The following is a 14,935-nucleotide window of genomic DNA, read 5'->3' as shown; positions in this document are numbered from 1 at the left end:
GCGCATGGCTTTGGAAAAGTTTGGACGCTTTTCTTGGGTGATCTTGGTTGTTCTTGGAAAATGATGGACCGTGCACTAGCCTGGGGCCATGGCCGCATCAGTGGAGGAACTCGAACAGCGCCTCACGGTTCTGCGCGCCCGACTGAGGGAGTCGCGACGTGCCGGCGATTCGACCGCCGGCGCGCGGATCCGCAAAGAACTACGTGAGGTTGAGGCGGAGTGGGAAGCCGCACTGGACGCGGAGGAGTCCCTCCAGGGGTCGCCTGCCGTGACGCCACCGGTGCAGGTCGCGCAATGGTCGCCCGGTCTGCCCGGCCGTGGGGCTGTCCCGGTGCGCGAGCAGGTCTACCAATCACTGACGATCCTCGGTGCGCCCGCCTCGCCGAAGCTCATCTCCTCGGTGTACGAGGCCTTCTTCTCCGAGTCGCTGGTAGCCACCAAACTCGCCTCGCTACGTCGCGATGAGGAGCGTTCCTTCGCTGTGCAGGGCTACTCCCGCCCCTACTACATCTGCGCCGCGATCAACCACGACCGCCTCACCGCGGCCCGTGGCCTGCTCGCGGTCTCGGTCTGGTCGTTGGAGCAGCGCCTGATCACTCCGCTCAGCCCGCGTGCCGACTTCCTTCGGCACGCGATCGGGACGGCCGAGCAGATCCAGCGCCTCGGCAACGCGGGCAACCCGCCGTCCGAGGCGGCATGGCGGCTGCTGCGCCGCTTCGCGCTCACGATTCCGGGTGCCTACAGCGAGTCCTCGCGGCCCGACCCGGAGCGGGTGCTCTCCGCCGCGCGAGCCGAGGCGGAGGTCCACCGAGGCGAGGGAAGCCGGGAGCGGATCGATGCCGCTCGCCGTGCACGCGAACAACTCAGCGACGTGCAGCAGCTTTTCGGTGCGAGGGAACTCCACAACGCCCTCCGCAGCGGGGGAGGGGTCCTGTAGTCGCGGGGTCCCGTATTCGCATCGGAACCTCAGGAGATCGGCGCCACCCCGGAACGAAGAGAGGCCATGCCTTCCCATTCACCCGAGCCGTCCGACCGGTTGGCTCAACTTCGCGGCGCGCGGCCGCCGTTGGCGTACACCGCCCGTAAGATCACCGCGCTGACGGCGAATCCGGCCTGTGCCCGGCGGTCCGTCCTGGACGCCTCGGGGGTCGACAAGACCGCTCTGGCCCGGCGGTTGGGCCATGAGCCGCGCTTCGGCCAGTCGCCGTTCGCCATAGCGCGGGAGGAGGCCTTCAAGGCCACCGTGCGCTGGGGCTCGTACGCCGAACTGATCCGGCTGCTGCGGGAGGATCTCGGCGTACCGGTCGACGAGGCCAAGCTCCAGGACCTCGGCGAGGTCGGTGGGATCACCTCGCTCGAACCTCGGGAGCGGGAGACACGTCGTGTCATCGAGCGGATCGCCGCCGGTGACGAGGAGCGGTTGATCCTGCAGAGCCCGGTGCTCACCGTGGAGGTGGCCGGCCGACTGGCCTACCTGGAACCCGATGCCCTGACCCACCGGATCAACGGCAGGTTCCATGTCGTGGCTATCAGGTCGTTCCCCGTGATCGACGGCCAGGCCGATCCGACCGCCGTCGCCCAGACCGCGAAGCAGGCCTCCGTGTACGTGCTGGCCCTGCGGCGCGCGTTCGCGGCCGCAGGGCTGGATCCGGAGCAGATCGCCGGCACCTTCCTCCTGGTCTGCCCCAAGGACTTCTCCAACCGGCCGTGCCTCAGCCAGATCGACCTGCGCCAGGAACTCGCCTCCCTCGACTTCCAGCTGAACCGGCTGCGGCGCGCCGAGGACCTGGCGCGCGGCCTTCCGGCGACGGCGACCCTCGACATCGACCGGGACCCGGCTGTGCTCCGCGAGTCGGTGGAGCAGTTGCCCGCCTCCTACGTCCCCGACTGCCTCTCCTTCTGCGAGATGGCCCACCACTGCCGAGACGAGGCCGACACCCACGGATACCCCGCCCGGCTGGGCAGCACCGTGCGGAACGCCCTGGCGGGCATCGACTCCACCAGCACTGCCCTTGCCCATCTCGACGGCGTTCTGCCGCCCGGCGAGGAGAACGCCGAGACCGTCGAACTGCTCATCGCCGCTGACCGGCTGTTCCGGCTGCGCACCGAGGAGACCGCATGAGCATGCTTGCCACGGTCGCGACGCTCCGCGCGACCCAGACCGGCAGGGCCCAGCCCCTGGCCACAGTCCGGCACCACCACCTGGACGACCGCCCGTTCGTCCTGGTGCCGCTGACCCTCGCCGGGGAGGCCTGTGCGCCGCTGGCCGCACTGGCAGGCACCGACCCGGACCATCCGACCCTGCTGACCGTCCGCCGGCCCAGGGACCGGGTCCAGCGGTTCCGGTTCGTCGAGGAGCTGGCCGCCCTGATGCTGCCCTACGTGGAGGGGTGTCAGACGGAGGCCGAGACCTACACCGTCGGCAGGGGTGAGAAGGCGGAGGAGCATGAGCGGTTCTGTCGCGCACCACAACTGCTGGTCCCCAACGGCGAAGGCATCGCCTACGTCCGGCGGCTCGGTCGGCTCACCCGGCTGCGCAGCGCGGACGGGCCGCATGCCGTTCACCCGGACGTACCGACGCTCGGCAAGTGGCTGACGTGGTTCGAGGGCCGGGCGGAGTTCCCCGGGTCGAGTGCCATGCTCGCCGTCAGCCGGGTGCTCACCGCGCACTGGGCGACCGGCCAGAGTTCCGCGGAGGACTCCCACCTGGCGGCCCTGGTCGCCTGGATCGATCCGCCTGAAGGCCGTACGGGGGCGGAGACCGCCCGGGAGGCCGAGAACCCGCTGGTCTGGCCGCCTGCCGGACCTGCCACGGATACCGGGTTCGACGCGGTCCTCGACGACCTCCTCACCCGCTTCGCGGAGGCCGAAGGGCGGGTGCGGGAGCGGTTGGGCGAGCGCATCGACCGTGCCCTGTGCGATCAGTTGCGGCCGACGTGGGACCTGGTCTGGCGGGGCGTCGGCCTGGCGCGCGCCCTGCCCGAAGGAGGGCACGTCGAGGAACGGTGGACCAGCGACCGTCGGCGGTTCTCCGACTACGCGGCCTATCTGGAGGAGCACGGCCACCCGCAGGGCAAGCGCGACCGCGCGGTGGGCGCGGCCCGGCGGCTGGGCATGCTGGAGGACGACACGTCCCGCTACCAGACCCAGCGGGCCTACGACGACCCCCTGGTGATGGCGGAGTACGAGCTGAGCGGAGAAGCGTTCAGTGGCACGGTCGTCGCCCGGGACGAGAGTCGGTTCGTGCCCGGTGCGAAGTCCCCGCGCTGGCGTCCGACGATCACCGTGCGCAGCGAGCGTCTGGTGCGGCTCACTGTCGGGACCAAGGTGACGTCGCCCGGCCGTCTGCGGCAACCGGCCGCGATCATCGGCCTCACCCCGCACGAGGGGGTCCATCTGGTGACCGTCGAGCTCTCCGGCGGCTTCGCGAACCGGCGCAAGCCGCCCGCCCCGGAGGCCACCCTCGCCGAGATCGGCGAGACGGTGACCTACACGACACTCGGCGTCGACTCCAGGCCGGCGAAACTGCCCGCCGAGGAGAACACCCCGTGGACCCACGGAGGCCCGCCGGTGCCCTACGAACCGACCGACCAGGACGCCGAGGAGGAGTGGGCGTGAACGACACCACGACGGTGGCGGCTGCGATCCCGGCCGCGCGTACCCCCGCCGACGAGGCGAGGGGCCCGGGGGTCCGGGCCGACCGTGCGGTGGCCGGGATCCTGGCAGACCTCGACCGACCCACCGGGCGGGGCGTGGTGGTGGACTCCCCTCCCGGCGCCGGCAAGTCCACCCTGGTGAAGCGCGCCGCCGGGCACCTCACCGGCGCCGGCCACCAGGTGATGATCGTCGCGCAGACCAACGAGCAGGTCGACGACCTGGTGGACAACATCGCGCGGGAGTACCCGGAACTGCCGGTGGGCCGCCTGTACGCGAAGGACTTCGCCCTGCCGGAGCGCGTGAGCCGGCATCCCAACGTCTCCGGCGACACCGGGATCGACACCTTGCGTCAACTGCCGGTCGTGGTCTCGACTGCCGCCAAGTGGCGGCACGTGGACGCGGAGAAGTCCGGGACCTGGCGGTGGGCGATCATCGACGAGGCCTACCAGATGCGTTCGGACGCCCTGCTCGCGGCGGCGCCGCTGTTCGACGCGCCTGACTCCCAGGTGCTGTTCGTGGGGGACCCCGGTCAGCTCGACCCGTTCGCGACCGTGGACACCGACCGGTGGCAGGGCCTCAGCTGGGATCCGCTGCGCAACGCCGTCGATGTCACGCTCGCCCACGAGCCCGACCTGCCGCGGCACCAACTGCCGATCTCCTGGCGGCTTCCCGAGATGGCCGCGCCCCTGGTGGCGGAGGCCTTCTACCCCTACTACCCCTTCGAGTCGGGCACCACGGCGAGCGACCGCGTGCTGACCTACGGGAGCGTGCCCCATCGGGCGACGTCGCAGGACCCGGTGCTCGCCCAGGCCGCCGACTCCGGCTGGGGCTACCTCGAACTCCCGGGGCGTCACACCCTCGACCACGATCCCCAGATGGCCGAGGCGCTCGCCGTGACGGCATCCCGCCTGCTCGAACGAGGCGCGCTGGTCAACGGTGAACCGTTGGTGCAGGCCCGGATCGCCATCGGCGCGGCGCGGACCATCCAGGTGGACGCGGTGCGGGCCAGGCTGACGGAACGAGGCCTCACCGAGATCACCGTGGACACCGCCAACCGGCTCCAGGGCCGGGAGTTCGACGTGACCCTGGTCTGGCACCCGCTCTCCGGCCGCCCGGACGCCTCCGCCTTCCACATGGAGACCGGCCGGCTGTGCGTCCTGCTCTCCCGGCACCGGTTCGCCTGCATCGTGGTGGCCCGCGCCGGGATCACCGACCTCCTCGACCGGCACCCCCGAAGCAGCCCGATCCACCTGGACGTCCCGCCCAAGTTCCCGGATGGCTGGCGTGCCCACCAGGTGGTCATGACGCACCTGGAGCGCCCCGAGCATCGGACCAGGCTGCATTAGGAGCCGGTCGAGGTCGAGCGTCGGTGTGTCACCAGGGTCAGGGAAGGGGAGCCGTTGCGCAGGGTGCCGCCGGAGATGTTCCGGTTCACGACGGGGGAGAAGGCCGAACTCTACGGTGCGATCCTCCAGGCCTTCGGAGCGGCCAACGAGCGGTTGGAGACCGCTCTCGGGCTGGAGGAGGTCCGCACCCGGCTGCGGACCGTCGGCTGGCTCAACGCGGTCCATGACGACGACCTCCAGGAGGCGCTGCGCAAGCTCAGGGAGTGGCAGCTGCTGGATGTCGTCCAGAACCACGCGGAGAACTACCGCACCGCCGAGGAATACGAGCGCCGCAACCTCCAGTACTCGCTGACCCGGCGTGGTGAGGCCGCGTTCGCCGGGGTCGAGCACGCCCTGTCCGTGCTCGCCTCGACGGGGGCGCTCCAGACGGCGGTGCTGGAGGCGATCACGGACCGGCTCGACGAGCTGTACGGGCTGCTGGGCGACTCCACGTCCTCGGACCGTCGGGTCTTCACCACGCTGCAGGAGCTGGAGGGCCACCTGGAGGCGCTGCTGGCCAACACCAAGGCGTTCAACGGCGAGTTGCAGCGCCTGCTGCGCGCCGAGGGCGTGGACCTGGCGACCTTCCGGGAGGTGAAGGCCGCGACGGTGGCCTATCTCCAGGAGTTCCTCGTCAACCTCGACCAGCGGGGTCAGGCGGTGGCCTCCGCCGTTGAGCGCGTCGAGCAGTGCGGAGTGAGCCTGCTGCACGCGCGGGCGCTACGGGGCGCCGAGCTGCCGCCGGTCGCCGACGGCGATCCCGCGCCGGCCTGGCTGGAGCGGCGCCGGGCGCGCTGGGAGGGGCTGCAGGCCTGGTTCCGGCCGGCCGACGGGGCGCGGCCCCGCGTGGAGCAGCTGCACGACGTGGCGCGGCGGGCGATCGTGACGCTCCTGCAGGTCCTCGACCGGATCACCGAGTCACGGCGCCGCTCCTCCAGTGCCGTCCAGGACTTCCGGGAGCTGGCCCGCTGGTTCGCCGCGGCGCCCGGCGAGGACGACCTGCACCGCCTGTGGTCGGCCGCCTTCGGCCTCGGTCCGGCCCGTCACGCCCATCTCGCCCACCCGGACCCGGAGTTGGTCCCCTCATCGGGCAGCTGGGCCGAGGCTCCGCCGGTGGAGGTGTCGGCCCTGCTGCGCACCAGCGGCCGCACCGAGCGGTTCACCCGTACCGGGAAGGTGCGCGACATCGGCGGGATCAAGACGGCCCGGGCCGAGCGGGCCCGGAAGGAGCGGGCCGAGCTCGAAGCCGCCTGGGACGTCCTGGCCACTGACGGTCCGGTGCGGCTCTCCGGCTTCGGCACGCTGGACCACGCCGTCTTCGAGCGGCTTCTCGACCTCCTTGGCCGGGCGCTTGCCGCACGACCGGACGGCAGCGGTACGCGCCGGGCGGTCACCTCCGACGGCCGGGTCGAGATTCTCCTCCGGCCGCCGCCCGACGGTGGGCGGGCCGTCCTGCGGACACCTCGGGGGAAGCTGGAGGGACCTGACCACCTGGTGGAGATCCACAGCGCCGGCAGCACACGGGAGCCCGCCGGGCGGGAGGCAGGATGAGCACCCTTGCGAACCAACTGGTCCTGGCCGAGCGGCAGGACGTCGCCCGAGGCATCAGGCTGCTCCTCGGCCGGCCGCTGATCACCGAACGCGGAGACCCGTCCGCCTTCGAGGTGATCCGCCGTCGGCAGGACCCGTTGACGAAGTGGTTCGACTACCACTGCGGTTGGCAGCTGGTGGTGGAGCCGCGTCTGGGGTACGCGCGCCTGCTCAAGATCCGGACCGTCCCCGACGCCTCGCGCCCCGCCCGTCGACTGCGGTCCGGCAAGGCCCCGTTCGACCGCCGCCGCTACACCCTGCTGTGCGTCGTCGCGGCCGAGCTGCTCCCGGTCCCGGTGACGACGGTCGGCCTGCTCGCCGACCGGGTCGTCCAGGCCTGTGCCACCGACGAGGCGCTGCCGCCCTTCGACACGGCGAGCAAGCCCGAGCGCATGGCCTTCGTGGACGTCCTCAAGCTGCTGGAGGCGTACGGCGCACTCCTCACCGTGGACGGCCTCACGGAGAGCTTCGTCGACTCGGCGAAGGCCAAGGTCCTCTACCGGGTGGATGCCACCGTACTGATGCGTCTCCTCGCCGCACCCGTCGGGCCGTCCCGGCTGGCCGTGTCGGCGGAGGACGTACCGCTGCGCTTCGAGGAACTCCTGCGGGGCACGGTACGCGAGAGCCGGTACGGTGGCGCCGACGCCTCCGATGCGCAGCGCAACCTCCGGCTGCGGCACGCGGTGCTGCGTCGGCTCTTCGACGATCCCGTCCTCCACCACGACGAGCTCGGCGCCGACGAACTGGCCTACCTCACCTCGCCGACCGGGCGGCAGATCGTCCGGCGCGCCGCCGAGCAGGGCGGTTTCGTGCTGGAGGAACGGGCCGACGGCCTGCTGCTCGTGGACCCGGACGGGATCGCCACCGACAGCCGCTTCCCGGACGACTCCGCGACGGCCCGTGTGGCCGCCCTGTTCCTGCTCGAACCGTTGACAGCCGCTCCGGACGGGCTGACACCGGAACAGCTCGCGGTCGAGGCGAACGAACTCCTGCGGCGCTTCCCGCAGTGGGCGAAGACCTACCAGTCGGAGGACGGCGCCCAGCGCCTCACGGCCGACGCCGTGCGCATCCTCGGCGACTTCGGCCTGGCCCGCCGGGTCGGTGACCGCACCGTCCCCCGGCCCGCGGCGTTCCGGTACCGGACCACCGTGCCCGACGGTCCCGCAACCTGACCAGGGAAGACTTCCGATGACCGTGACACAGTTCCCGCAGCGCTCCGCGTTCCCGACGGCGGCCGCAGCCATGCGGTGGCAGCCTTCCAGGGCCGGCATCCTCAATGTCTGGCGCTACTACGACGAGGTCTTCACCTTCCACGAGGGCCGACTGCTCCTGCGGGGGCAGAACGGAACCGGTAAGTCGAAGGCGCTGGAGGTGCTCCTGCCCTTCCTGCTCGACGCCAGCCTGCGACCCAACCGGCTGTCCACCTTCGGTGGATCCGAGCGCACCATGCACTGGAATCTGATGGGCGAGGGCGCCTCGGGCAAGACCCGCGTCGGGTACGTGTGGCTGGAGTTCGTCCGCGACGACGGAGAAGACGACGGCGGTCCCGGCTGGTTCACCTGCGGCGCCAGACTCCAGGCCAGCGTGCACACCACCGGTGTCACCGTCGACTACTTCACCACCGGCGCGCGGATCGACCGCCCCGGCGGTCTCTCCCTGGTCAACGACGCGGGCCAGCCGCTCACCCGCGCCGCGCTGGCCGAAGCCCTGCAAGGCCGGGGCGAGCTGCACGGATCACCGACCGACTACCGCAACACGGTCCGGAGCACGCTCTTCTCCGGGCTGAGCGAGCAGCGCTACGACGCCCTGATCACCGCGCTGCTCCAGCTCCGCACCCCCAAGCTCTCGGAGCGCCTGGATCCGTCGCTGCTGTCCTCCCTGCTCTCGCGGGCCCTGCCCCCGCTCGGCCAGGGCGAGATCACCGAACTGGCCGAGGGCTTCGAACGCCTCGACCGCCAGCGCGAACACCTGAAGGCCCTGGACGACGAGGTGGCCGCGGCCACCGCCGTCGCGAACCAGCAACGCGGCTACGCCCAACGCGTCCTGCGCGCCGGGGCGGCGGCGCTCATCTCCGCGACGACCGAGATGGACAACCTCGCTCGCATCGCCAGGGAGAGCGGGGAGGCGCACGCGGAGGCCGTGCGTGAGCGCGACGGGAACAAGCGGGCGCAGCAGGAGCTCGAACACGGACGGCAGGAGACCGAGGGCGCCATCGAGGGGCTGCTCGACTCCGAGGCCTACCGGCAGGGGCAGGAGCTCGACCAGCTCCGTCGCAGGAGCGACCAGGCCGCCCGGGCCGCGGCCCGGGCCCGCACCGCCGCCGACCGGAGGGTTCGGGCGGCCGACGAGGACGCGGGGCGTGCCGACGATGCGCGGCTGCGTTCCGAGCAGCGGGCCGAACACACCCGGGCCGCCCGGGAGGAGGCGCGGGGCGCGGCGCGGCGAGCAGCCATGGAGTCCGTCTGCGCCGAGGTGCAGACGGTGCTCGGTGCCGCACCTGGTCCGTCCGGGGAAACAGAGGAGCAGGGGCGTACGGCGCGCCGCCTGCTGCGCGGTGCGGTCGTCTCGCGGCACCGCCAGATCGGCGAGGTCCGCGCCGCCGTGGAGCGCCATGAGCGTTCCCTCGCGGACCGGACGACGGCGGAGCAGCACCTCGACTCGGCGCGCGAACGGCTGGCCGGGGCGACCGCGAAGCGCGAGGGGAACGCCCACGCCTACGAGGTCGCCGTCGACGCCCATGCCGCCCTGTTGCGCCGTTGGGCGACGGACGACTGCGCGGAGCTGTCGATCGACGACGCCGAGGAGCTCGCGTCCCGTGCCGCCGTCGAGACCGACGTCCTCGTGCTGGTCGAAGCCGCCGCCCGGGCGGCGGAGAGTTCCATCACCGCCGACGAGACGACCGCCCGCGCCGGCCGGGACGACGCCCGTGCCCGGCGTGACCGGGTCGTCGGGGAACTGGAACGCACCGCGGCAGCGGTCGATCTCCCGCCGGTTCCACCGCGGACCCGCACGGCCGACCGGTCGGTCCTGCCGGGGGCACCACTGTGGCGACTGCTGGCGTTCCGGCCGGACGTGCCGCCCGCCGATCAGGCAGGCATCGAAGCGGCCCTGGAAGCGGCCGGCCTGATCGACGCCTGGATGGCTCCCGACGGCGGCCTCGTCGTCACCGGACACGACACCCTGGCCGACCCGGCAGCGGCCGTGCCCGCACCGGGTCCCTCGCTGCTCGACGTCCTCTCTCCCGAACCCGACGGCCCGGTGCCGCCGAGCCGGGTGCAGCGGCTGCTCGCAGGCATCGCCTACGGTCCCACGCTCCCGACGGGCCACCCGGCCGCCGTGGCGGCCGACGGAAGCTGGCGGCTGGCGACGGCGGTCGGTTCCTGGACCAAGGAGGAGTCCAGCCACATCGGCGCCGCGGCCCGGGAACGCGCCAGGCAGCGGCGGATCGCGGACCTCACCGCCGAACTGGCCGAGGCCGACACCACCGTCACCGGGTACGAGACGCGACTGCGTTCCCTCGCCGACCGCCGGACGCGCCTCGGAGCCGACCTCCGCTCCCGGCCGCACCACCGGGAAGTGGAGCAGGCCAAGCGCGTCTGGGAACGGTCCGAGTCCGAGGTGGGCGCGCGCGAGGACGCCGTACGCGAGGCCGTCGAACGGCTCGCGCGACAGGAGGAGGCGGTCGCGGACGCGCTACGCGCGCTCGCCGTCGCCTCGGCCGAGCACGCCCTGCCGACCGAACGCGCCGCCCTGGACACGACCGCCACGGCCGTCGACGCGCTGCGTGAACAGGCCGACGTCTGGCTCGACGCCCACCTGGCCTGGACGGCCGCCCAGCACGCCTGGAACTCCGCGCGCAGCCGCGCCGAGGCGTCCAGGGGCGCGGCAGCCGAGAGCCTGGAGGAGGCCGAGACCGTCGAGGCCGCTGCCCGCGGGCTCCGATCCACGCTCCGGGCGGTCGAGAGCACCGTCGGCGAGGACTACCGCCAAGTGGCCGCCCGCATCGGTGACTTCCGGACGTCCCTCGACCGGATCCGCCGCGACATCGAATCCGGAACCCAGGCACTTCTCACGCTCGAAGGCCGCATCGGTGCACTGGGTGCCACCACGACCCAGGACGAGGCCCTGCACGAGAGGGCCGTGGTGGCCCGGAACGAGGCAGCCCGCAGCTTCCGGCACCTGTGCGTCCTCGGATTCCCCGAGGACGCGGGCCTCGGCCTCGTCCTCACCTCCGTGGACGGCACTCGCGCGACTCTCGAAGCCGCACGCGAGACCGCTGCGGCATGGCCCAACCTGCCGCACGGCACCAGGAACCTCGGCGACTCCCTGAACCGCCTCTCCGAGGCCGTCCACCGAGCCCGCCAGAGCCTCAGCAGCCGTGCCGACCTCGAACTCGAAGCCGAGGAGGACATCCACGTCCTCACCGCCACCATCGACGGCATCCGCGTCGGCGCGACCAGCCTCCTCGCCATCCTCACCGGCGACCGTGACCGCAGCCAGGACGACATCACCGCCGCCGAACGGAGCCTCTTCGACCGAACCCTCACCGGCGACACCCGCCGCCACCTCGCTTCCCGGATCCGCCAGGCCGGTGAACTCGTCGAGCGGATGAACGGCCACCTCGAACGGGTCCGCACCGCCTCACGGGTGGCGGTCCGTCTGGTGTGGCAGATCCACCCCGACCTGCCCGCCGGCACCCGGACGGCCCGTGAACTGCTGCTCAAGGACCCGGCCCGGATCACCGAAGCCGACCGCGAGGCCCTGCACGCCTTCTTCCGGGGCCGTATCGAGGAGGCCAAGGCCCGTAACACGGCGGCCACTTGGGAGGAGCAGCTCGCAGAGGTCCTCGACTACACGGCCTGGCACCAGTTCGTCGTCAAACTGGACCGCGCCAACGGCGCCGGGTGGCAACTGCTCACCAAGAAGCTCCACGGCGCACTGTCGGGCGGGGAGAAGGCCATCGCACTCCACCTGCCGCTCTTCGCCGCCGTGGCCGCTCACTACGAGGCGGTGCCGGAGTCCCCGCGGCTGATCCTGCTCGACGAGGTCTTCGTCGGCGTCGACACCGTCAACCGCGGGCAGGTCTTCGCCCTCCTCGCGGCGCTCGACCTCGACCTGGTGCTCACCTCCGACCACGAGTGGTGCACCTACCGGGAGCTCTCCGGGATCGCCGTTCACCAGCTGATCACCGGAGGCGACGGCGACGATGCCGTCACCAGCGCCCGCTTCACCTGGACGGGTGCCGACCTGCTGCCCGACGAAGCCGCCGTGGACGGATCGGCATGACGGGCCGCCATCCCCTCGATCTCCCCGAACTCAGGCCCCTCTGGTCGGCCGTCCACGATCGCCTGTCGACCGGCCGCCCCGTAAGCCGGGTGCGGTCGGGACCGCTCGACGACGCCGGTCGGGAGGCGTTGGCCGACCTCCTCGGACTGGACCGGCTCCCTGGCGTCGAACCGACGATCCCGCTTGCCGGACTCGACCACGCCGTGCTGGAGGTCTGCGGCCGGACCGTCCGGGACGTGGTGGCCGCGATCCTCGGCCCGGTCCACGACCGGGCTGCCGAGCGCGAACGCAAGACGGGCCAACGCGAAGCCTTGTGGGGGTGGCTGGCCGGCCACGACGTGGTCACCGCCCAGCCCGTTCTGCTGGAGTGGGTCGGCCACCTGCGGACCAACGGCCTCGTAGACGGCTCACCCGACCGGACCCGAGGCCTGCTGACCGCCGCGCTGACCGTCCTTCACGCACTCCCGGCCGACGGCGAGCCACTACCGGTCCTCGCCGCCCGCCTCCTCGACGGCGACTCCCACGCCCTCGACGACGGGACACGGCTGTCCTCGATCGTCCTGCGTGCACTGGCGGTGCTGTACGGCACCGACATGCCCGACGCCGCAGAGGGGCGACGCGCACTCTGGAGCCGAGCCGGCGTGGCCGACGACGAACTGTCCGCCACCGTGCTCGCCGTCGGACTGCGGCCCGCGGGGGAAGGCCCGGTCGCCAGGATCTCCCGCATCTGCGCCGAAGCCGGTCAACCGGCCGGCTTCACCCTGGCCCAACTGCGCTCAGCCGGCGAATTCGCCGGTCCCGCAGGACCGGTGCACGTCACCGAGAACCCCAGTGTGCTCGCCCTCGCCCTACGGCGTTTCGGCCGGCGGTGCCCGCCGCTCGTCTGCACCTCCGGCTGGCCCAACACCGCCGTGATCCGCCTGCTGCGCCGACTCGTCGACGACGGCGCCTCCCTGCGCTACCACGGCGACTTCGACGGCGAGGGCATCCGCATCGCGGCTCACGTCATGGCCAAGGCCGGAGCCGTTCCCTGGCGGATGACAGCCGAGGACTACCGGGCCGCCGTGCCCCGGGTTCCCTCGGGCCCCGATCCGGGGCGCCTCACACCCGCCCCGTGGGACCGGGCGCTCGTCGACTCCATGGCCGACCTGCGCACCGCGGTGGTCGAGGAGGTGGTCGCCGACCTCCTCCTTGACGACTTGACAGGTCACCGACATGGATAGAATGACACCCTGTTCGACGGGCCGAGGGCTACCACCGGCGGTTCGGCCTGGTCCACGTCGACTGTTGGTCTGACCTGACTGAAGGTTCCATACGTCATTTCCCTGAGTGGGAGTCCTCCGCGAAGGAGTGCGCCCGGTCGGCGCAGGCGGGGCACTGGTGGGTCGCGGGTGGTCCGGTCCCGTGCGGACCAGTCCTGCCGTGAGGCTCAGACGGGGTGCGGGGTGCCGGACGCCGGTCGTGACGTCTCCGGCCGGGCGAGCCTGGATGACGTGACATGGCAGACCACGACCGCCACGATCACCAGCGGCATGGCGGTGACGCCGTCGGACCCCAGCAGCAGGGTCGCCAGTAGGACGGAGGTCATCGGCAGCCTGAGCATGACGACCGACATCGCGCCCATGCCCATGGCGGCGGAGGAGATGACGGGCAGCCCGGGCAGGTGGGAGAGCGCGATCCCTGCCGTGGCACCCAGGAACAGCGCTGGGAAGATCGGTCCTCCCCGGAATGCCGCCAATGACACACCGTAGGCGAGCCACTTGCACACGAGCAGCAGTGTCAGTGCTCCCACCGAGTAGCTCGTACTGTGGAGCAGCAGTTGGGGCAGCGCGGACTGACCCGAGAACAGGACGTCGGATGGCGGCTTCCCCACGCCCTCGGCGTACGCGATGGCGAGCCCTGCCACGGCGAGGCCGGCCACCGGCGTGAGCAGCAACCGTCTGTGGTTGACGCGCGGCTGGAGGAAGAGCGCGAGGCGCCGGACTCCCGTGCCGGCGAACGCCGCCGCCACCCCGATGGCGAGTGCCCAGCCGAACTGGGCGATGTTCGGATGGTTCACTGCGGGAAGGCTGGGAATCGTCAGCGTGCCCGCCCCGACCCCGGTCCAGGCGCCGAGCCCGATGAAGACGAGATACCCGACTCCGGAGGCCAGCAGACCGGGCAGCAGTACGATCCCCAGCGTCGGGCCGCCGAGTCCTGACGCCTCCATCAGCAGGAACGCTCCGAGCAGGGGCGAGCCCAGCAGGGCGCTGATGGCCGCGAAGCTTCCCGCGGCGCCGACCACGGCCTGGGTCCTGGCATCGACGTCCGGCTTGATCAGCCGGACGACGTACACGGCCAGGCCTCCGCCGAGCGCGATCAGGGGCGCCTCGGGCCCGATCACCGCGCCGAAGCCGAGCGACGCCAGCGCTGCGAGAAGGATCCCGGGCAGTTCGGCGGCCGCAGCGGCGCCCGCGGTCTTGAGCCCCTCGGCCGGCTGGTGGCCGCCGTTGCCGGGCAGGTACTGGACGGTCAGTGCCACCAGAAGTCCTGCCAGCCCCATCAGGGGCAGCAGCCACCAGGGCGGTGCCCCGTGGAATCCCAGTCCGTTCGGGAGGTCGGTGTAGAGCGCCTTCTGGAGCTGGTCGACGGCCTGGAGGAAGCCGTACGCGCCCGCCGACAGGAGCACGCCGAGGACGGCCGAGATGACCAGGAGCGCCAGGTAGCCCTTGGTCCGCAGGGGGCCGAATGGGTCGGCGGGCGGCGCCGCCGCAGGATCGCCCGTGGGCTCGTCCGATGACATCAAGTCGCTTTCCCGGCACTACCCACTGTGCCGACTCTCGGTCGATGCTGACAGCAGAAGGTCCGACTCCTCCGCGCTCTGCTGAAGTCGGGACCGTCAAGGGTCATTCGAGCCGACATCTCCGGATCGTGCGGCGCTTTCTAGTGCCGCATCAGACTGCGTTCGCCCCGTTGTGACGCATCGCTCGGTTGCCGCCAGGTGGCAACCGAGCGGCCAGAATGATCACGTGGCTGAA

The 14,935-nt window shown here is 72.0% G+C and carries 9 protein-coding genes; 8 read left to right on the top strand and 1 reads right to left on the bottom strand.

The genetic code is table 11. The features are described from left to right. Window positions 1-88: 88 nt before the first annotated feature. From ACZ6EM_RS30560 to ACZ6EM_RS30525, 8 genes are all read left to right on the top strand, one after another. On the top strand, window positions 89-937 hold the full coding sequence (locus ACZ6EM_RS30560) for a hypothetical protein (protein ID WP_465773735.1): 849 nt from the start codon (window positions 89-91) through the stop codon (window positions 935-937). 66 nt (window positions 938-1,003) lie between these two features. Further along, entirely contained in the window at window positions 1,004-2,122 is a 1,119-nt protein-coding gene (locus tag ACZ6EM_RS30555) for a hypothetical protein (protein ID WP_465773734.1), read from the top strand. Further along, window positions 2,119-3,618, top strand: a complete 1,500-nt coding sequence (locus tag ACZ6EM_RS30550) for a hypothetical protein (RefSeq protein ID WP_465773733.1) — start codon at window positions 2,119-2,121, stop codon at window positions 3,616-3,618. The genes ACZ6EM_RS30555 and ACZ6EM_RS30550 overlap by 4 nt, the downstream gene beginning before the upstream one ends. After that, on the top strand, window positions 3,615-5,003 hold the full coding sequence (locus ACZ6EM_RS30545) for an AAA family ATPase (protein WP_465773732.1): 1,389 nt from the start codon (window positions 3,615-3,617) through the stop codon (window positions 5,001-5,003). The genes ACZ6EM_RS30550 and ACZ6EM_RS30545 overlap by 4 nt, the downstream gene beginning before the upstream one ends. A 75-nt stretch (window positions 5,004-5,078) precedes the next feature. Further along, complete coding sequence (locus tag ACZ6EM_RS30540) at window positions 5,079-6,593, top strand: TIGR02677 family protein (RefSeq protein ID WP_465773731.1); 1,515 nt, start codon at window positions 5,079-5,081, stop codon at window positions 6,591-6,593. Beyond that, window positions 6,590-7,804 (top strand): TIGR02678 family protein, encoded by a 1,215-nt coding sequence (locus ACZ6EM_RS30535; protein ID WP_465773730.1) that lies wholly within the window; start codon window positions 6,590-6,592, stop codon window positions 7,802-7,804. Before ACZ6EM_RS30540 ends, ACZ6EM_RS30535 begins: the two co-directional genes overlap by 4 nt. A 16-nt stretch (window positions 7,805-7,820) precedes the next feature. Beyond that, window positions 7,821-11,918 carry a TIGR02680 family protein gene (locus ACZ6EM_RS30530; protein WP_465773729.1) on the top strand — a complete coding sequence of 1,366 codons (4,098 nt, stop codon included), beginning with the start codon at window positions 7,821-7,823 and terminating at the stop codon, window positions 11,916-11,918. 89 nt (window positions 11,919-12,007) lie between these two features. Next, complete coding sequence (locus ACZ6EM_RS30525; protein WP_465773728.1) at window positions 12,008-13,141, top strand: TIGR02679 family protein; 1,134 nt, start codon at window positions 12,008-12,010, stop codon at window positions 13,139-13,141. Window positions 13,142-13,347: 206 nt separating this feature from the next. Here ACZ6EM_RS30525 and ACZ6EM_RS30520 read toward each other — a convergent pair whose 3' ends face one another. Then, the gene (locus ACZ6EM_RS30520; protein ID WP_465773727.1) at window positions 13,348-14,700 is read right to left on the bottom strand and encodes a chloride channel protein; all 1,353 of its coding nucleotides are present in this window, start codon (window positions 14,698-14,700) and stop codon (window positions 13,348-13,350) included. Window positions 14,701-14,935 lie beyond the last annotated feature (235 nt).

Source organism: Kitasatospora sp. NPDC041917 (assembly GCF_055589745.1).
This window is presented reverse-complemented; position numbering and strand designations above follow the sequence as displayed.

What these genes read in the sequence shown, in the direction of transcription:
- ACZ6EM_RS30560 (WP_465773735.1), top strand. Translation starts at nt 89, where the DNA reads ATGGCCGCATCAGTGGAGGAACTCGAACAGCGCCTCACGGTTCTGCGC.
- ACZ6EM_RS30555 (WP_465773734.1), top strand. Translation starts at nt 1,004, where the DNA reads ATGCCTTCCCATTCACCCGAGCCGTCCGACCGGTTGGCTCAACTTCGC.
- ACZ6EM_RS30550 (WP_465773733.1), top strand. Translation starts at nt 2,119, where the DNA reads ATGAGCATGCTTGCCACGGTCGCGACGCTCCGCGCGACCCAGACCGGC.
- ACZ6EM_RS30540 (WP_465773731.1), top strand. Translation starts at nt 5,079, where the DNA reads ATGTTCCGGTTCACGACGGGGGAGAAGGCCGAACTCTACGGTGCGATC.
- ACZ6EM_RS30535 (WP_465773730.1), top strand. Translation starts at nt 6,590, where the DNA reads ATGAGCACCCTTGCGAACCAACTGGTCCTGGCCGAGCGGCAGGACGTC.
- ACZ6EM_RS30530 (WP_465773729.1), top strand. Translation starts at nt 7,821, where the DNA reads ATGACCGTGACACAGTTCCCGCAGCGCTCCGCGTTCCCGACGGCGGCC.
- ACZ6EM_RS30520 (WP_465773727.1), bottom strand. Translation starts at nt 14,700, where the DNA reads ATGTCATCGGACGAGCCCACGGGCGATCCTGCGGCGGCGCCGCCCGCC.